Source organism: Mitsuokella apri (genome assembly GCF_047974105.1).
Taxonomy (GTDB): Bacteria; Bacillota; Negativicutes; order Selenomonadales; family Selenomonadaceae; genus Mitsuokella.
On the sequence record NZ_JBHYRS010000001.1, the window covers coordinates 389,452 to 408,770 of the forward strand.

General features: G+C 51.8%; 16 protein-coding genes. 2 read left to right on the forward strand and 14 right to left on the reverse strand.

Going from position 1 to position 19,319, the window contains the following annotated elements; all coding sequences use genetic code 11:
* The first annotated feature begins 96 nt into the window (after positions 1–96).
* A complete protein-coding gene (locus ACE419_RS01800) occupies positions 97–789 on the forward strand; it encodes a hypothetical protein (protein WP_435720831.1) in 693 nt (230 codons plus the stop codon).
* 141 nt (positions 790–930) lie between these two features.
* Here the strand turns inward: ACE419_RS01800 and ACE419_RS01805 are convergent, their stop codons facing one another.
* From ACE419_RS01805 to ACE419_RS01855, 11 genes are all read right to left on the reverse strand, one after another.
* Complete coding sequence (locus ACE419_RS01805; protein WP_435720832.1) at positions 931–2,325, reverse strand: glycoside hydrolase family 1 protein; 1,395 nt, start codon at positions 2,323–2,325, stop codon at positions 931–933.
* A gap of 25 nt (positions 2,326–2,350) precedes the next feature.
* Positions 2,351–2,668 (reverse strand): PTS lactose/cellobiose transporter subunit IIA, encoded by a 318-nt coding sequence (locus ACE419_RS01810; RefSeq protein ID WP_435720833.1) that lies wholly within the window; start codon positions 2,666–2,668, stop codon positions 2,351–2,353.
* Positions 2,669–2,721: 53 nt separating this feature from the next.
* Positions 2,722–2,895, reverse strand: coding sequence for a hypothetical protein (locus ACE419_RS01815; RefSeq protein WP_435720834.1), 174 nt, complete (start codon positions 2,893–2,895; stop codon positions 2,722–2,724).
* A gap of 7 nt (positions 2,896–2,902) precedes the next feature.
* Positions 2,903–4,090, reverse strand: coding sequence for a PTS sugar transporter subunit IIC (locus ACE419_RS01820; RefSeq protein WP_435720835.1), 1,188 nt, complete (start codon positions 4,088–4,090; stop codon positions 2,903–2,905).
* Positions 4,091–4,292: 202 nt separating this feature from the next.
* On the reverse strand, positions 4,293–4,604 hold the full coding sequence (locus ACE419_RS01825) for a PTS sugar transporter subunit IIB (RefSeq protein ID WP_432647091.1): 312 nt from the start codon (positions 4,602–4,604) through the stop codon (positions 4,293–4,295).
* 221 nt (positions 4,605–4,825) lie between these two features.
* The gene (locus ACE419_RS01830) at positions 4,826–5,539 is read right to left on the reverse strand and encodes a GntR family transcriptional regulator (protein ID WP_432647090.1); all 714 of its coding nucleotides are present in this window, start codon (positions 5,537–5,539) and stop codon (positions 4,826–4,828) included.
* Positions 5,540–5,704: 165 nt separating this feature from the next.
* Positions 5,705–6,583: an ROK family protein gene (locus ACE419_RS01835; RefSeq protein WP_435720836.1), complete on the reverse strand. Its 879-nt coding sequence runs from the start codon at positions 6,581–6,583 to the stop codon at positions 5,705–5,707.
* Positions 6,584–6,614: 31 nt separating this feature from the next.
* Positions 6,615–7,943, reverse strand: coding sequence for a glycoside hydrolase family 26 protein (locus tag ACE419_RS01840; RefSeq protein ID WP_435720837.1), 1,329 nt, complete (start codon positions 7,941–7,943; stop codon positions 6,615–6,617).
* Positions 7,944–8,111: 168 nt separating this feature from the next.
* Positions 8,112–9,065 (reverse strand): type I phosphomannose isomerase catalytic subunit, encoded by a 954-nt coding sequence (locus ACE419_RS01845; protein WP_435720975.1) that lies wholly within the window; start codon positions 9,063–9,065, stop codon positions 8,112–8,114.
* A 157-nt stretch (positions 9,066–9,222) separates the two neighbouring features.
* Entirely contained in the window at positions 9,223–11,883 is a 2,661-nt protein-coding gene (locus ACE419_RS01850) for a glycosyl hydrolase (RefSeq protein WP_435720838.1), read from the reverse strand.
* Between the two features lie 75 nt (positions 11,884–11,958).
* The gene (locus ACE419_RS01855; RefSeq protein WP_435720839.1) at positions 11,959–12,606 is read right to left on the reverse strand and encodes a hypothetical protein; all 648 of its coding nucleotides are present in this window, start codon (positions 12,604–12,606) and stop codon (positions 11,959–11,961) included.
* A 420-nt stretch (positions 12,607–13,026) separates the two neighbouring features.
* On the opposite strand from ACE419_RS01855, the gene ACE419_RS01860 reads away from it, so the two are divergent.
* Positions 13,027–14,622, forward strand: coding sequence for an S-layer homology domain-containing protein (locus tag ACE419_RS01860; protein ID WP_435720840.1), 1,596 nt, complete (start codon positions 13,027–13,029; stop codon positions 14,620–14,622).
* A gap of 126 nt (positions 14,623–14,748) precedes the next feature.
* On the opposite strand, the gene ACE419_RS01865 is transcribed toward ACE419_RS01860, so the two are convergent.
* From ACE419_RS01865 to ACE419_RS01875, 3 genes are read right to left on the reverse strand one after another with little or no spacing between them, the layout of a single operon-like run.
* Entirely contained in the window at positions 14,749–15,135 is a 387-nt protein-coding gene (locus ACE419_RS01865) for a VOC family protein (protein ID WP_435720841.1), read from the reverse strand.
* Between the two features lie 27 nt (positions 15,136–15,162).
* Positions 15,163–16,605, reverse strand: a complete 1,443-nt coding sequence (locus tag ACE419_RS01870; RefSeq protein ID WP_435720842.1) for an Rne/Rng family ribonuclease — start codon at positions 16,603–16,605, stop codon at positions 15,163–15,165.
* Positions 16,606–16,634: 29 nt separating this feature from the next.
* Positions 16,635–19,298, reverse strand: a complete 2,664-nt coding sequence (locus tag ACE419_RS01875; protein ID WP_435720843.1) for a TIGR03960 family B12-binding radical SAM protein — start codon at positions 19,296–19,298, stop codon at positions 16,635–16,637.
* Positions 19,299–19,319: the final 21 nt, after the last annotated feature.

A 19,319-nucleotide genomic window follows, 5' to 3' on the forward strand; every position in this document is an offset into this window, starting at 1 on the left:
ACGCGTTCCCCGCTTCCCTGCAAGACTTGCGCCATTGTCTTTCCCGCTCCTATTTGTTAGAATAACAGTAAGAAATGAATTTTCGGAGGTAAGACCATGCTCATTTATATAGGGGCCATCGTCGCCATCCTGCTGCTTGCACTTCTCTACCATTATATACCGAGCCGCAGGATTTTCTTCTGTTTTTTTCTCGTCCTCTGTGCAGCGAGCGCCATTGTCTTTTTTGTCTGGCCTTCACCGCATCACAGCAATGACATCGTCATCAGTCAGCAGGAACGCGAAGACAGGCAGCAGCAGCAGCAAATATTTGCCGTTTGGTACGAAGGCTGCCAAAAGGATATCGATGACCTTGACCATAACTGGCAGCGGTATCATAAGATCCTCTCGGATTTCCACGACGACATCATCAGCATCCAGACGACGTATCTGCGCCTTGCCCAACTCGAAAAGGACAGTCAGGCACTCGAAGACCGCATTGCCGGACGCACACCGCCCCTCGAACTCAACGACTACTGCTACGACCAGTCCATCGAACTCGTGCGCAAGACTCATGACTATGCCGATGCCCAGCACCGTGCCATTGCCCTGACACGCGCTGCTGCAGATCCTGCGAATCTGCACACAGATGATCAGGAAGAACAGAGCCGGATGCTGCAGGCCGTCATGATTCGCGAATCCCCATCGGCACTCTTCATTGCCGATGAAATCGCGGCCATCCGCAGCTACCTCGCCCTGCCGGAAGAAACAGCAGACGGCGATAATACGGACAGCAGTCAAAAAGAAAACTGAAACAACTTATAAATTACAAACTGCAAACGACAAAAGGCCTCAAACCATGGTGCATGATGCATGATTCACCATGGTTTGAGGCTTTTTGCATATATTTTGTCTTTATAAGAGAGGGATGCTCAGACAAAAGTGGATACGTTATCAGAAACCATTATTTTCTGCAAGCCCGCGGAACCAGCGGCCCGACTTCTTAATGGTTTTTTTCTGTGTGACGAGGTCAAGCGCGATGAGGCCATAGCGGTTCTTGTAGGCATTGGACCAGGACCAGCAGTCAATCGGCGTCCAGAGATGGTAGCCAAAACAGTTCGAGCCTTCCTGAATGCCCTTGTGCAGCCATTCCAGATGCTCACGGATGAAGTCAATGCGGTAATCGTCGGCAATGACGCCATCTTCACCGATAAACTTCTCCTCGCCTTCCACCCCCATGCCGTTTTCGGAGATATACCACGGAATATTGCCGTAGTTATCGCGGACGTTGATGGCAACATCGTAGATGGCCTTCGGATAAATTTCCCAGCCGCGGTACGGATTCATGCGGCGGCCCGGCATTTCGTATGTATCAAAGTACTTATCCGGCAGCCAGCCATGCGAACCGTCGAACTTGGATTCTTTAGCCTTGGCGCGGAACGGCTGATAGTAATTGACGCCGAGGAAGTCGACCGTATTGTCATGAATCGTCTTCATCTCGTCAGCCGTCGCTTCCCAAAGTACGCCGTCGCGCGTCAACACTTCAACGAGCTTCTCTGGGAAAACGCCCTTGACAGCCGGATCGAGGAACGACTTGTTCTTGAACGTCTCCGCAAAGTCTGCAGCTGCTACATCAGCAGGGTCCTCGGAGCGCGGATAAGCAGGCGTCAGGTTGATGACGATGCCGATGCGGCCGCCGAGGCGCGCGCATTCCGTCTCATGGAAAATCTTGATGGCCTTAGCCGAAGCCAGATTGAGATTAAAGATGCACTGTACGGCTTTTTTGCCATCAACGAGCAGCGGATAATGGAACTGATACATGTATTCGCCTTCGGCTACGACCATCGGCTCATTGAACGTCGTCCAATCCTTGACGCGGTCGCCGAAGAGCTCAAAGCAGCGCTTGGCATAGATGGCAAAGAGGTCCACAACGTGTTTGCTCGTCCAGCCGCCGTATTTCTGATAAAGCTCAACCGGCAGATCAAAATGATGAAGATTGATAATCGGACGAATGCCATTCTTTATAAACGCATCGATGACATGATTGTAGAAGCTCACGGCCTCCGGATCCGTCTCACCCGTCTCAAAATCCTTGATGAGGCGCGACCACTGGATGGACGTGCGCACGGAGTTGAGCCCCGTCTCCTTCATCAGGCGGATATCATCCTCATAATCATTGTAGAAGTTCGAGGCGACATTAGGGCCAACCTCGTTAAAAAAGGCCTTGGGGTCCGTATCATACCAGTAATCAAATACATTGCGATGGGCTTTATGGAAACGTCCTTCCGACTGCGGACCGGACGTGGCGGCTCCCCACCAGAAGCCTTCTGGAAACTTATGTGCAATCACGCTGATCGCTCCTTATTTCTTCAAATCACTTTTTCAAATCTTCGTAGAGGTCTACCATGAGTTTGGCCATGTCGCGTACGGCAAGAGACGTCATGAAATGATCCTGGGCATGAATGAGCAGGATGGATTTCTCGACAGGGTGCCCATCGCATTCCGCCGACATCATGGCCGTCTGAATGTCATGAGCCTGGCCGATTTCCTTGCCGGCATCTTCAATCTGCTTGCGTGCTTTCTCGATATCGTGGTCTTTCGCGAGATTCTGAATGGCTTCGATGACCATCGAACGACCCGTGCCGGAATGCAGAATCAGCTGCATCGACTGTTCTACTGTTTTTTCATCCATGATATGAATACTCCTTTGCTTCCTATATAAATCTTCTACAGCTGCTGTTTGACTTAAGCTGCGTCTTCTTCCTCTTCTTCCTCTTCGTCCTTTATCTTATTGGCCGCGATGACAAACGGTGCGTAAATGCAGACATCCGCTGCGATACAGACGAGCTGCAGGAGACCGCCGCTTATGGAGCCGGTACCGATGAGGCCGCCGAAGAACGAAGGCATTGTCCACGGCACGACGTATTTAAAGATTGGTACAATCCCCGTCGAGATGGCCAGCCAGCCGATGATCGTATTGGCAATTGGCGCAAAAATGTACGGGATTGTACGGGATCAAAAGAATCGGGTTCAGGACAATCGGCAGACCAAAGGCGATTGGCTCCTGAATATTGAAGAGCATCGCCGGAAAACCGACTTTCGCGACAGCGCGCCAGCTTGCTTTCTTCGAGAAGATGAAGATGGCGAGTACGAGACCCATGACCTGCAGCAGCGTGAGTTCTTCAAAGAAGCCGTTCGAGAAAACATACGACGCATCGCCGGCCTGATTGGCAAGCTGTGCCGGCATGTAAACCATGTTCTGGATAGCAGCCGTGACATTGTGGCCGTGAATACCAAACCACCAGAAGAACCAAACGATGAACTGGTAGAGGATGGAGAAGCCGAGGCCCTGCGAAAAGCCCATGAGCGGTGCCTGAATCAGGGCATAAATGAGGTCATTCAGGGCTGTCTTGCCCATGAAATTGCCAACCGAGAGAATCGTGGCAAAGACCGTGAAAACAGACAGCGTGACAAAAACCGGCACGAGGACGGCGAAAGAATTCGATACAGCCGGCGGTACGGTCTCCGGCATCTTGATGCGGATCTTCTCGTTTTTCGAGAGTTTGACGAAAAGCCACGAAGCAACGGTTGCGACGATGATAGCCGTCAAAACAGCCTTATTGCCAAAATAATCGAGTCCAAAAGCACCGATCTTATCACCGGCCTTACCGATGACCTGGCCCGGCGTCACGATGATGAAAGCGCCGATAGCCGTCAGGGCCGTCGAGAACGGGTCCCCGCCCCAGATCGTGCCAAGACGGTAAGCAAAGGCAGCGACGAGCATGAACGAGAAGATGCCGAAGCCGACCGTAACGACATTGTTGCAGAGGCCTTGAATGATCTGCAGGGTCGAGACGAAAGCCGAAGCCTTATAGGCATCGCTCTTCGGATCGAGGCCCGTGAATACCTGACCGAGGTTCATGCCATCCGGGCCCATGATCGTGCCCCATGGATCGAGGATAACCCATTCCACGATGCCGAAGAACGAACCGACGATGATAAACGGCAAAAGCATGGAGAACGCATCACGCATCGCGAGCAGATAGCGATTGCCGGAAATCTTGCCGGCAATTGGCATCATGACGCTCTCAAATTTTTCAATTACAGAGTTCATTTCCCTTTTCTCCCTAATAATATTCAGTAAACTATTATATATTTCCTGATTATTCCGAAAGTATTATTCCTTCGAAAGGGGCGGACGGACCAGCGAGGGAGCCTGCTGCCCCCGGCAGGACTTTCCCACGCTGCCGTCTTCTGTCCTTCCGATTCATTTGTCAGACCTGTCCGTTGACTGACACGCAAATTCCTCAGCCGGATTATTTGGCATCAATCATCTTCAGCGCTTTATCGAGGACCTTATCGCCGCGGATCATGCCGTAGTCACGCATATCGACAACATCGACCGGGCATTTGCCGTTGACGATTTTCTTGACATCGCCGAGCATATGGCGGATCTGCGGTCCAAGCAGGACGGCATCGGCCGTGTCTACACGCTCATCGAGGATCTCAACCGAGAACGCTTCGACATGAACATCATCGAGGCCCTTTTTCTTGGCAGCTTCCTGCATCTTCTTGACCAGAATCGACGTCGACATACCGGCATTGCATACGAGATAAATGTTTTTCATGATGATTCCTCCTGTTTCGTAAAGCATTTCTGCTTGATTCCCTTTCCTTTTTACAGTTCTTATTATACTGTCTTGTATCGCTCTTGTCAACAAAAAGTTATGTCTTTTTGTAAATTAATTATAAACATGGTAAAGAAAAATTTTAAAATGATATATTATAAAAAACGACAGAAAGGAAAAGCAATGTTATCCCTTCTGTCGTTTGTATGAGGTGCTGCCCCTTAACGGATACTGACCACGCGAAAAGCCTGCTCATCGCCGCGATGATGGGCCTTTGAATACTCAAAAGCACGGCCGTCATCGAGGAAGGCAATCTGTTCGACCTCAAGGATCGGCAGTTTGCCATGCTGAATATGTAGGAACTTCTCTTCTTCCTCCGTTGGCATCAGCGCGCGGATAAACCGATGAGCCGACTGGATCTTGAAATGGAGCGTCTTTTCAATGTACCCGTAAATGGACTTTTCCAGAACTTCACGCTTAATTCCCGGAATCAGCTCAATCGGCATCTGCGTGTATTCGATGACGACGGGGCGCCCGTCGAGCTGGCGCAGACGCACGATATCATAGACAAAATCATCCGTCGTGATATTGAGCTTTTCCGCGACTTCCTGTGCCGGATGAATGATATCGAAACGCAAGACCTTCGTCTCGACTTTATGGCCCTCAAACGTTTTGGAAAATCCCGAGAACTGATTGGCCATGCTGATATCATGTACATCCTGATTGCCAAGGCTCTTGACGAAGGTCCCCGAACCGCGGCGCTTGACGACGAGTCCCTCCTTAACCAGCTGATCCACAGCCTTTTTGATGGTGATGCGGCTGACGCCGTACTGCTCGCACATTTCGCGCTCCAGTGCCAGCTGCTCGCCGGACTTATAGACTCCGGCCTGAATCTGCGAACGCAGCTCATTTGCTATTTCCTGATATTTTACCATAACACACATTCCTCTTAATAAGTTATATCATTTATTTAAATTATAGAGCATATCCGTTTTTTTTGCAAGAAAAATGAAATAAAAAATCATATTACGAAAACAGTACAAAAAATGCCGGCTGCAAAAGCAGCCGGCATACAGAGCAATATTTTATAAGGGCGCAGTTTATTTATGCTGCAAAAAATGATATACGGCACCGAGCAGGTTCGCATCGTTGCCAAACTTCGCCTGACGCACGTCAGGACGGACGCGGGCAATGCGGACTTTCTCGAGGATTTTATTGACGGCCGCATCGATGGCCGGCACAAAGTCTTCGCGTGCACTGATGCCGCCGCCGATGACAAAGCATTCAGGGTCGTACGAATACTGAATATTGTAGATGGCACGTGCAAGCTGCTCGATCATTTGTTTGATGGCGAGTTTGGCATCGGCATCGCCATCATCGGCCATGGCAAAGACCTTTTTGCCGTCAAGGCTGCCTGCGGCCGCCCCTTTCATCTGCTCACAATGACGTACCATATTTTCCGTTGAAGCTGCTTCGCTGAGAATCGTACCTTCCTCATCCACAACCATAAAGCCGAATTCGCCGCCATGAAGATGGGCGCCATGATGGATATGGCCGTTCTTGACGAGAGCGCCGCCAACGCCGCTGCCGATGACAAGAAAAGCCACATCCTTCTTGTCCTTAGCAGCACCGAGCCAGACTTCACCAAGGGCTGCACAGTTCGCATCGTTTTCCATCGTGACAGGCAGTTCAAGGATTTTTTCCAGAGCCTTCTTGATGGTAAAATCGTGGATATACGGGATGGCGCTGGCGCCCCCGATGATGCCGCGCTCGTCATCGACGGCACCGGGCATTGAGAACGCCGCACCGCGGATTTTATGCTCTGACGCCAATTTTTCTTTTACCTGCTGAAGCCCCTTATAAAAGCCTTCCAAATCCGCAGGTGTCTTGAATGAGCCTTTTTCACCGATGGTACCGTCTTTCTTGACCACAGCGTACTTGACGCTGCTGCCGCCCACATCGAATGCCAGAATTGCCATAATCCCTTCACCTCATTGTTTGTTCCAGATCTTATTTACCGAAAGCACGGTAGTCCGCAATGCCATCTGCGAACAGCGTGCCTTTTTCATTGTAGAAATTGACAAAGTCGTTGATCATCTCGTGGCCGCGCGTCTTGCTGACCATGTACGGCGCAAAGAAATTGTGCGGCAGTTTCTCGAAATTCGCCCACGTCATGAAATACGGGACATGATGTTTCTCGGCCACGGCCGCCACTTCGCTGAACCACTTCTTGTCCGTATTGCCCGAAACAGCCAAACTGCCGCCCTGACGCACGCCGGCCTCGGTCAGGGCAATGATTTTGCCATGCTTAGCTGCGGCCTGCTGCATGATGCCGAGAGACGTATCGAGATTCGTGAAATACTCCCCTGTCTGATTATCATCATAGGTGTCGATGCCCATAATGTCAACCCACGCATCGCCCGGGTAACGCGTCAGATAATCCTCTTCCGAGGTGAACGGGCCGTTTGGCGAATACGCATAGAGGAAGTTATGAACCCCCTTCTTATCGCGCAGATACGTAACCGTGTACTCCCAAAGTTTCTGGAAATCCTGTGCCGAAGTATTTTTCGCACCCCACCAGAACCAATAGCCATTATGTTCGTGCAAAGGACGGAAAATGACCGGAATCCCCTGTTTCTGCATGCGCAGGCCATAATCGGCCACCATATCGAGGTAGCCATTAAAAATCGTATTGAGGTCGCCGCCCGGCAGGATGCGGTGAGCGACATTTCCTTCCATTATATTCGGCGAATAACCGCTGTAGTCGACTTTGCCCGTGACCTTGGCCTTCTTGGCGACAAGGTCAAAATTCGGCATATGCATCGAAAGCGTCAGAATCGAACCTTCCTTAGCCGCTTTCGTCGTGATATCGACCATGCGGTCCACACAGGTCACGCCCATATTGGCCTCGACATCGGTAAGGCGCAGCTCATCGCCCGTAAACGAAAGGGCATCAAAGCCTGTCATGCCAGCCAGAGAGCCCGTGACATCCTTCGTATCGGACTCGCTGCCGCCCTCCGGACGGAACATCTTATGATGCGCGTCATTTTCATGACCGTAGATGACATAGCCGCTTTTGCCGACAGCATCGAGATAGCGGTAAAGACCGACAGCATCCTTCGTAGCCTTTTTATCAGCCGGCATGAGCTTTTCATTGACAAGCGGCGCGAGCTGCCCGATGGTTGGTGCTTCCGCCTTGGCCTTCGCTGCATCCGGCTGAGCCGTGCGTTCCACATAGGCTGGGTCATCGGCATCCGTCACTGGATTTGCAAACGCCGCTGCCGGCATCAGCGACAGGCAGGCGCAGGCTGCCGCAAGGCGTAAATACTTTTTATTCATCCTCATTTCCTCCCATTTTTAAGGTGTTCTTATTTTTCTCTCTTTTTCTATTATAGTAAGGCATTTATTTTATGTCAATAAAAACATATCTTTTATTTTAAAAAGAACTACAAAAATAGCAGCAGCTTCTGAAAAGAAACTGCTGCCAGAAAAATAACAAAAAGAATTTTAAACTTTGCTGAGGATCAGGCTGGCTTTGCCCGTCAGGGTATAATGGCCAAGACCTGCCGGCAGGAAGGACGATTCGCCCTTCTTAAAGACGAGTTCGTCACTGCCGGCCTTGAGCGTCACTTCGCCCTCGAGCACCGTAAAGCTCTGGAACGAATCTTTGCCGGCCGTCAGATGGCTCGTGCCATCGACTTCAAGCTCATAGACCGTAAAGTATTCGCAGGCTGCCAGCAGGCGTGCCTTGGTGTCCGCAAAAATATCGAGCACGGCGTCAAGATGCGGACGTTCTTTGACGGGTTCGAGATTCGTCACATCAATGGCCTTCTTGACATGCAGCTCACGCGGCTTGCCGTCCTTGCCCACGCGGCCGTAATCATAAACGCGGTACGTCGTGTTGGAATTCTGCTGAATCTCGCAGATGATGATGCCCTTGCCAATGGCATGCAGCGTGCCCGAAGCGATGAAGAAAACATCGCCTTTGTGCACAGGGACCTGATTGCAGACCTCGAGCAGTGTATTGTCGGCAATGCGCTTTTCAAACTCTTCCTTCGAAATCTTGTTCTTGAAGCCGTAAATCAGCGTGGCGCCCGGCTCACAGTCGACGATGTACCACATCTCTGTCTTGCCGAACTCGCCTTCAACGCGCATGGCGTAGTCATTGTCCGGATGCACCTGCACGGAAAGATTATCCTTGGCATCGATGAGCTTGATGAGCAGCGGGAAATACGGGAATTTCTTCGCATGCTCGCCAAGAACCTCAGGACCTGCCTCATCAAGATAAGCCTTGAGCGTGCGGCCGGCCTCAGGACCATTCTCGATGATGCTCATGCCGTCCTTATGGCAGGCAAGTTCCCACGATTCCGATACTTTGTCGAGATCCGTCTTCTTGCCGTAATCCGTCTTGAGTTTCGTGCCGCCCCAGATATAATCCTTGAGCGGAGCCTGCAGTTTCATTGGATACAAATCCCTCATCCCCCTGTTTTAAGCAATCATGTGATTTTCTCTTGCCTTCATTATAAGAGACAGCTCTGCTTGTGTCAATAATATTATATCTTTTAGTGTATAAAAAGATTACATATTTAAAGGAACTCGACAAAACATATATCTTTATTTATTTTACGGCATGGATATCGTCGAAATAAAAGTCCGACTCAACCGGTTCATCGCCAATTGTATTGCAGTAAAGGGCAAAATGCTGGATGGCAGAGGTATCGAGTTTGCCGCCATTTTTCCCTTTGAACTCACTGAACGGAATGGTCACGAGCTGCGGTTCTGTGCTGGCTGCGACATTCGTCAGATTGACTTCAAAATCTTCGCCGTTGCTGTTGAGCTGACAAATAAGCTTCTGAGCCTTGCCATCCGGCTTAACCCAGAACTTTACCCCTGTATAGGATGACCAGTCAACACCCTTGAGGCTCTTGATAATACCGGCATAACCGCCCTTCGTAATCTTATAATGATAGCGAAGTCCTGTTTCCCCTTCTTCATGTTCCCTGCTGAGCGTCACATCCACGCTGCAGCCGGCGCCGCAGTTCGTCGAATACGAGCCCTTGAGCAGTCCATTGTCACCGTAATAGTTCTCAAAATTGTCGACCATGGCAGGATTTGGTATCGGTGCCGGCATATTGTAGAGGACTTGTACGTCATCCGTCTGCTGCCCGTCGACCGTCAAAGCCACCCTGCCTACAGTTTTCCCCATGGCGGCGAGGTTATCGGCAGAAAGTTCTGCTGTCGCATAACCGTCCTGAATGGTTGCAGGAATCGTGGCTGCCGCTGTGCCGTCTTTGCGCTGCAGGATAAAAGCGGCATTCTGGCAGCTGCCTGTCAATTTTGCTTTGAGCTGGACCGGTGCTAAAATACGCGTCATGGCGTCTGGAGTGAGTAAATAGCCATCCTTAGCCATGGCCGGCTCAATCTTGACATTGAGCTTGCCGTAATCGCCAATCTGTCCGGCAAAAATGGAATCCGGATCATTGTAGAACTTGATAAAATTGTTGACCATCTCATGACCGCGCTTATTGGTGACCATATACGGCTCATCGAAGTTATCCTCGCTGAAATTCGACCATGTCATGAAATAAGCCATCTTATGCGGGGAAATTTTCTTTAAAGCTTCCTCGAACCAGTCCAGACGCTGATTGCCCGTTTTGGCCAGTGCGCCGCCCTTATTGCCGACGAGGATGCCGGCTTCCGTGACAGCCGCAAGTTTATGATGAGCTGCAGCGAAATCGTCAACAACTTTCATCGTATCATCAAAACCCTTCATCCAGTCATCCTGTTTCGCCGGGTCGCGATGATACATATCAAAGCCGACAATATCGATATAGCCATCGCCCGGGTAACGCGAAGCATAATCGGCCGTATCGGCAAACGGACCGCCCGGAGAATAAGCGTAGAGCAGATTGTGCAACCCCTTCTTATCGCGCAGGTACTCTACCGTATAACGGTAAAGGTTCTTGTATTCGCTTGATGTGCAGTAAGCAGCGCCCCACCAGAACCAACTGCCGTTGTTTTCATGGAACGGACGGAAGACAATCGGAACATTGGCAGCCTGCAGACGTCCGGCAAAATCCGCGACCATGTCGAGATAGCCGTTGAACACACCGTTGAGGTCGCCGCCCGGCAGAATGCGGCGCACGACATCCCCCGAAGTGACATTTGGCGAATACGTGCTGTAATCATACTTGCCATCGACCTTTGGCTTTTTCGAGACAAGGTCAAAATTTGGCATATGACAGGACATCGTGATGACGGCGCCTTTCTGTCCGGCCGGAATGACGAGATTGGCAAGTTTTTCCGCATACGTCACACCTGCCGCTTTTTCGGCATCCGTCAGCGAGAGCTCATCGCCCGTAATCGCAAGACCGTCAACACCGATGACAGCGGACAAATCCCTGACCATATCATACGTATCCGACTTGCCCGGCAGAGTGCTGACTTTCTTGTGAAGCTCGTTTTGATGGCCGTAAAGCACGTACTGCGAATCGGCAATTCCCTTTAAATACGCATACATCTGGGCTGTGCGTTCCGAGGCTTTGCCATCGACAAGTTTGACATCTGCCGGCGTCGCCAGTGACGTTGGCTCTACCGTCTGCTGTTTGGCGACTTTTTCCGTCTTATTGACATAGCCGTCCGGCAGCTTGACATAATGGGCCGAAACCTTGCCTACATATACGGCTCCCTTATAATCCGTATTCGAGCCGACAATGCTGAACATGAAGTAATTGAGTTTTTCCTTGACCGGCTGGAACGCCACTTGGACCGTAACGACCTTCATGCCATTGCCGGCATCGCGTGCCTTGCTGAGGTCAATCTCTGGGGCTGTATTGATGACTTCTTTGCCGGAAGTATCTTTGGCATAGACTTTTGTCTTAAAAGAGCCGGCCGTCATGGCCTGGGGATTGAAATACAAATCATAGCTCAGTACGTTGCAGCCCGCAAGACTAATGGGGCTGTTCGCCGCCTTGGCGTATTCCAGTTTGACTTCCGACCAGCTCTGGTCTGCCGTCGGCGTGTAATCGAGATCAAGCTTAATTGTACCGCCGAATTCGTTTGACCAGTTCACAGCCGGTTTGCCCTTATAAGCCCATTTGCCGCCGTATTTCCACCCTTCAAGGTCTTTCGTGAAATTCCAGCTCATGCCCTTGGCCGCGGCCTGTACCTCACTCTGGCAGAACGCCGGCGCATACTGCGGCACAACGGCCGGCAGCGAAAAAAGCATGCCCGCGGATAAGGTCAGTGGGATGATCTTCTTTAAAAACTTATTCTGCATGGGGTTCCCTTCTTTAAAGCACAGTGCAAAAGGGCTGCCACGAAACAGCCGTGGCAGTCCTGCTGATTTCATCTGTTACATCTGGAGGTTATTGATGTAAACATCTCCCTTATAGCCGGAGAGATAGCTTACAAGGCTGACTTCAAGATGGCTGATCTTGCCCGTATACGTATCCATCAAAGGCACTTTGACATGAACGCGCTTGAGGTTTGAGCCTTCCACCGGTTTCGCGCGGCTCATGCCGATATCATCCGCCAAATCATTGATGACTTCATCGTCTTTGTCATCTTTGGCATAGACCTTGACCTTAAACGTACTGTCGCCGGAAATCTTCGCCGGGTCATAATAAAGGTCAAATTCTACAACATTGCAGTTCGAAACGGAAATCGGAGCAGCCTTGCTGATGGACGGATCGGATAATTTGACCTCGCTCCAAGTCTCATCCTTGTCCTTTGAGTAATCGACCGTGAGCTTCAGCGAACCGCCAAAAGCCGGATCATACACAGCTGCAGCCTTGCTGTCATAGTTGTAATTGCCAAAATACTGCCAGCTGCCAATGCTCTTCGAAAAATCCCATGTCTTCGTAATGGCAGCCGAAGCGACGGCCGGAGCCAGCGGCGTATCCTCAAGAGCCGGTAAATTGGCACTTGGAATGGCAAATGTCACCGCCATAGCAGCTGAAAGAACAAATGGCATGGTTTTCTTCAATGATACAAGACGCATAGTAGAACACTCCCTCTTTTTCTCTTAATGGATGATGATCTTCTAACTTCTTCGTGTTTTGAGAATTTCTTTGTCGTCCTTTTTATAGGGCTATTATATAATTTAGCCCGTTCTTTGTCAATAAAAAGATATTACTTTTGTTGACAACTTACACCGGTAGCAGCCTGTTGAAAAATTTTCTGCCGTCTTCTGAAACAAATCAGCCTTTTCCTTCCATATATACCCTAAAATTTATCCCCTCCATCTCCAAGTTATATAATGTTTTTATTTTTAAAATGTTATATTCTTTTATTGACAAAGACCCAGTTTTTATTGTATTATCTGATTAAGCAATAATTTGCAAGGGATAAAAAGATTATTGCCTGGTGAGAATTTCTATTAGTCCTTATCATTAGAATCACTACCTTAGGGGGAAAGACGATGAAGAAGAAACATATGCTTGCAGCAGCCATGTCGGCACTGGTCGTTGCTTCGGCCAGTCCCTGCTTTGCTGCAGCCAACCCATTTTCCGATGTTCCGGCAGACCATTGGGCATACGACGCTGTGAGCCAGCTTGCCAAGGATGGTGTCATCGAGGGATATGGTGACAGCACATTCCAGGGCAATAAGAAAATCACGCGCTACGAAATGGCCCAGATGATTGCCAAAGCCATGGCCAAACAGAATGTCAGCAGCACGGATAAAGCACTCATTGACAAATTGTCCTCCGAGTTCAGCGATGAGCTCAACAACCTCGGCGTCCGCGTAGCCAACCTCGAGCGCAACTCCGACAACGTCAAATGGTCGGGCAGCTTTATGCAGAAGTATCAAAAGAAATATCAGGCATACGATGACAACAAGCAGCGCAAGTCTGGCGGCTCCCCTTGGTATGAAAAAGAATTTGACCTCAATATGGCTGCCAAGATTCCGGGCAGCGATTGGACGGCCCATGCTGCTATTGTGACAAAATGGGGCTCCGATGGCTCGGGCGGTGCAAAAGGTGCCGGCTTCAATGACGAACGCGACATCCCCGATACTTGGAATGGCGGCGACTCCCGCTCGAATGAGAACCGCCTCGATAAAGTCTGGGTTGAGGGCAATCTCGGCAAGACCGGTCAGTATGTCAAACTTGGCGATTTCCAGCCTTGGACGATGAACGGCTTTGTCAACGATGCCAACGTCAAGGGTGCTTCGGCTGAGCATTGGGGCAAGAATTACGCTACCCATATCTTTGGCGGCCGACTCGATGTCAAAGACTGGGATATGGGCGTAGGTTCCTCCCTCGTCGACTGGAATGGTACTTGGGATGGCTGGGTCGATGGCACGAACGGAACTGTTGCAAAACAAACTTATAAACTGAAAAGCGGCAATTACTATGGTGATTTCGTTCGCAAACACGATTCTACAGTAACACGTTACACAACATTTACCAAAGATCATGCCTGGGGCAACAACGACGGGTGGAATGATTCCAGTACCACAAATAAGTGGGAAGGAAATATCGGTGCTGATAACGGCGAAGATTACAATACCGGTAATTTCAAGCCACACCGCAAGGACATCATGGGTGCCGTCTTTGACTATACCTTCAATAAAAAAGTCAACGGCAGTCTCGGTTACTACGGCTTCCGCTCTGCCGCTTACGATGGCGACTGGCTCCACATCGGTGCAGGCCTGCTGAATTACAAGCTTGTCCGCAACCTCAATCTCGAAATGATGTACGCGCGCGGCAATCAGGGCGGCCATAACGACGCGTGGAACGTCGAGCTGCAGTTCCGCGGCAATCCGTGGATTCCAGCCGATCGCAAGCATCTCTTCGGCGCTTATCTCGGCTATCGCTACCTCGGTCCGGATGCCCTCATCAAGTCGAACTTCGGTGATGGCGCAGACGAAGGCCAGAAAGGCTGGGAGGATGGCATGTTCTACAATCTCATGAAGAACTGCCAGGTTACGCTCAAGTACTTCAACGGTAAATCTATCACGTACGACAACGAGAAGCGTTCCAAGGTATTCAGCTCCATCGGCTGGAACTTCTAAAATCTCCTTTTGAAAATCCCCATAAAGAACTTCCTTACCTCATAATACAACCTCTTAGAACCAAAAGAAGTCCGTCAGACATCTCCCCCCTCGATGTCTGACGGACTTCTTTATTTTTGTACGATACTATTCTACTTTTTCATAATGACAAAGCTCGACGAGATTGCCATCAGGATCTCGCAAATAGATGCTTTTCATCGCACCACGGGCACCATGCCGCCCGACAGGGCCGAGCTCCACTGGCACTCCTTTTGCAGACAGTTCCTGCACCAATGCCTCGCAGGTATCCTCAACGATCAGGCAAAAATCAAGGCTGCCATGCTGAGGCTTGGCAGCTGCCGGCAGAAATTCTGCAGGCCTTTGATGGATATTGATCTTTGACGTTCCGAAAAACAAAGCATAGCGTCCTTCTCTTTCCTCCACGCGCATGCCGAGCACATCGCGGTAAAAGTGAAGGCTCTGTTCAAGGTTCTTTGTTGTCAGGACAAAATGGTCCAACGATTTCACTTTCATTTTGGCTCTCCTGTAGCACAGCCAACATCAGCTCTGCTGAAGAATCGTATAATTCTCCGGGTGCATGCCGGGGACGACGGTGACTTTGATGTCGGTGCCGAATTCAGCGGCGAGGTTCATCATGAGCTGATTCTGACGCAGCTCTTCGGCAACGGTCTCGTGTACTTCGATTTCGTAGCCTTCGCGGGCATGGGATTTGCGTTCCATGCGGCGGATGTCGCGGCTGATGCGGATGGAGACGGTCTCGGGCGACTCGATGCGGCCGCGGCCGTGACAGGTCGGGCACTCGCTGTAGACGATGCTCTCGATGTTCTGACGCGACTTTTTGCGCGTGATCTCGACGAGGCCGAGGCTCGTGATGTCGACAATATTCGTCTTCGTGCGGTCGTGCTTGACCTGACTGCGCATGTAAGTCAGCAGTTCTTCCTTCTGTTCTTCTTTTTCCATGTCAATGAAGTCGACGATGATGATGCCGCCGATGTCACGCAGGCGGATCTGTTTGAGGATTTCGGCCGCTGCTTCAAGGTTCGTCTGGTAGACCGTGTCGCCGAGATTCGTCTTGCCAACGTATTTGCCCGTGTTGACATCGATGACGGTCAGGGCCTCGGTCTTGTCGATGACGAGAAAGCCGCCCGACTTCAGCTCGACTTCACGCGCACCGAGTTTGTCGATTTCCTCTTCGATGTGATAGGCCTTGAAGAGCGGCGTCTTCTTATCGTAATAATGGATGCGTTCGACGAGCTCCGGTGAAATGGCCTCGACGAGGTTTTTGACGCGCTGGTAAGCCTCCTGATTGTCGATGACGAGTTCATCGATATCGGCGGTAAAGCGGTCGCGCACGAGCCTTATTAAAAGGTCCGCATCACGGTAGAGAAGGGACGAGCCCTTGCTCTTGAGTTTATAACGCGCGAGGATGGATTCCCAGAGGCGCACAAGATAGCGCACATCGGCCGCGAGGTTCTCCTCGCTCTGGCCGGCAGCGACCGTGCGGATGATGAGCCCCATGCCTTCAGGGCAGATGCGTTCGGCAATGGCGTGGAGTCTGGCGCGCTCCTCCTCGTCCTCAATACGCCGCGACATGCCGATATAGGCGGCCGTCGGCATCAGGACGACATTGCGTCCCGGCAGCGAGATATGCATCGTCGCGCGCGGCCCCTTTGTGCCGATGGCATCCTTGACAATCTGAATGGGCAGACTCTGCCCGATGTGAATGCGCGTATTCTGCGGCATAGATTTTATCGTGTCGTGCGGCAGGCCGTCCCCTATATATAGGAAAGCATTTTTGCCCGTGCCGATGTCGACGAACGCGGCCTGCATGCCGGGCAGGACGTTCTGCACACGGCCTTTATAGATATTGCCGACAAGATGGGAATGCGAGGAACGCTCCACCTCCACCGCCTCGAGTTCGCCGTCTTCCAGCAGAGCCATGCAGGTCTCCTCGGGCACCATATTCACGATGATCGATTTCATAACGTCACCCCATTCCTCTCTTCCAAAAATCAGACTAAATCGATGAGCTTTTTCCCCTTGCCGAAAATCCCCTGACGCTCAATCAAGGCCTCGGCCGGATTGACAGCGAGCCCGAAATCCTTCGCGATAAGCGAGAGAACCTCGAGCGGCTTGACGCTGCCCGACTGCGTAATCGTGATGTCCATGGTCAGTTCGAGCTGGCCATCGTTTAAAGCAAAGGCAATCGGCTGTTTCATGTACTGCTTCGTCTCGATATCGCGCGTCTTTTTCGGCGTCACGCGGTGCCAGACGGCGGTCTCAGCCTCTGCGTAAGCCTTGAGACTGGCTTTCACGGCAGCCTCTGTGCCGGCATACGGCACGTGCAGTTTGTAGACAGCCTCATCGGCCTCGGACATCAGGGCCTTGTGCTTGCCCTTGATTTCACGCAGCTTCAGGAGTTTCGCTCCCGGCGGCAGCTCGTTCTGCAGGCGGTCGAAGATTTCCGGCTGGCAGAGCGGCTTCGTAAGCTCGAAATCCATGTATTCGGACGCACTCGTGACGCCGAGCGACAGGGCCGAGGCAAAGGCGACTTTCATATGCGGGTTGAAGCCCTCGGAATAGGCCATCGGCAGTTTTGCGCGGTCGAAGGCACGCAGGAAGAGGTTCGCATAGTCGAGATGCGAGACATAGCGGAGTTCCTCGCCCTTCGTGACTTCCGCGCGCCATGCATAGAGATGGCGCTGACGGCCCGGTCCCTTCGGGTCATGCTCGGCTGCCTGTACAGTCTTCTCTTCAGCTGCTTCTGTCTCTGCCGATGCTGACTTCTCGGCCAGAGCGGCTTTTTCCTGCGTTTCGCGCTCGTCTTCCTGTTTCTTGTAGTCGATGACATGAACGCCGAGGTTCGGGCAGATGCCGCAGGCCGTGCAGCGGCCGCGGCGGCAGTCCTCCGTGAGGTTCCCGCGCATCGCGTGATGCCACTCGCGCAGCAGGAATTCCTGATTGACGCCCGGCGATGTAATAAGCCATGGCAGAGGTTCGTTGAAATTACGCGTGCGCATGTTGTAATAGCCCATGTCCACGCCGCATTTGCGGAAGGCTTCATGCCAGACATCGTCGCGGTAAAGGTCGGACCAGCCATCAAACTTTGCACCATCCTGCCAGGCCTGATAGAGGACTTTTGCCAGGCGGCGGTCGCCGCGCGCAAATACGCCCTCGATGACGGAAAGGCGGGCATCGTGATAGTTAAACGTGATGGCGCGGTCCGTGATGTTTTCCTTCAGGAGCTGCTGACGGCGCTGGAACTCCTCAATCGGCAGCTGGCCGAACCACTGGAACGGCGTATACGGTTTTGGCACGAAGCAGGCCACGGAAATCGTGACCTTGCAGCCGCGTTTGCCCTTAATTTCGGTATAGAGGTCGACGACTTTCTTCGCGAGCTTCGCGATGCCAATGACATCTTCGTCCGTCTCCGTCGGCAGGCCCATCATAAAGTAGAGCTTGACCTGTTTCCAGCCCTGACGGAACGCCGCACCGCAGGCCTTCATGAGATTTTCTTCCGTCACGCCCTTGTTGATGACGTCGCGCAGGCGCTGCGTGCCGGCTTCCGGTGCAAACGTCAGGCCCGATTTTCTAACCTGCTGCATCTTATGGGCCAGGTCAATCGAGAAACTGTCAATGCGCAGCGACGGCAGTGAAAAGCTGACTTTCTCATCCCTGAAATCATCCATGAGGTCATCGACGAGACGGCCGAGACACGAATAATCGGCCGACGAAAGCGACGTCAGGCTCATCTCGTCATAGCCCGTCGCGTCGACGAGGCCGCGTGCCATTTTGCGCAGATTCTTTTCCGTGCGCTCACGGGCCGGACGGTAGCAGATGCCGGCCTGACAGAAGCGGCAGCCGCGCGAGCAGCCGCGGAAGAGTTCGAGCATAATGCGGTTGTGCACGATGTCCATATATGGCACGACAGGATGCTCGACGGAGCTCACCTCGTCCATATCCTTGACTACACGCTTGTAGATGACTGTTTTTGCCTCATCAGCGAGTGGACGCAGGTCCTTGTAATTGCCCTCTTCGTCGTATTCTGCCTCGTAGAACGACGGCACGTAGATGCCGTCCACCTGCAGCAGCTGCTTGAGGAAACCGCGGCGGCCGCCCGGTCTGCCGTCTTTTTTCCACTGCATCAGGGCATCTGACACTTCGACAATGACTTCTTCGCCCTCACCAATGATGAAGAAGTCGAAGAAGTCGGCAATCGGCTCGACATTGTAGACACACGGGCCGCCGCCAACGATGAACGGCATATCCTCGCCGCGGTCTTTGGCCCAGAGGGGAATCCGTGCCAGGTCGAGCATGTTGAGCACGTTCGTGTAAATCATCTCATACTGCAGCGAAAAGCCGACAAAGTCAAATGCCGAGATTTCTGTCTTCGTCTCGAGCGAGAACAGCGGCATCTGGCGTTTGCGCATCTCGGCTTCCATGTCCGTCCAAGGCGCATAGACGCGTTCGGCGGCGATATTCTCACGGCGGTTGAGAATTTCATACAGGATGGCTAAGCCGAGATTGCTCATGCCCACTTCATAGACATCCGGCAGGGCCAGCGCCCAGGTGCAGCCGACCTTGCCGTGGTCCTTGATGACTGCATTCCACTCACCGCCCGTATAGCGCGACGGCTTGAGGACGGACTGCAGTACTTCGTGTTCGAGTCGTACCATTTTTTCCTCCGTTTTCTCTCC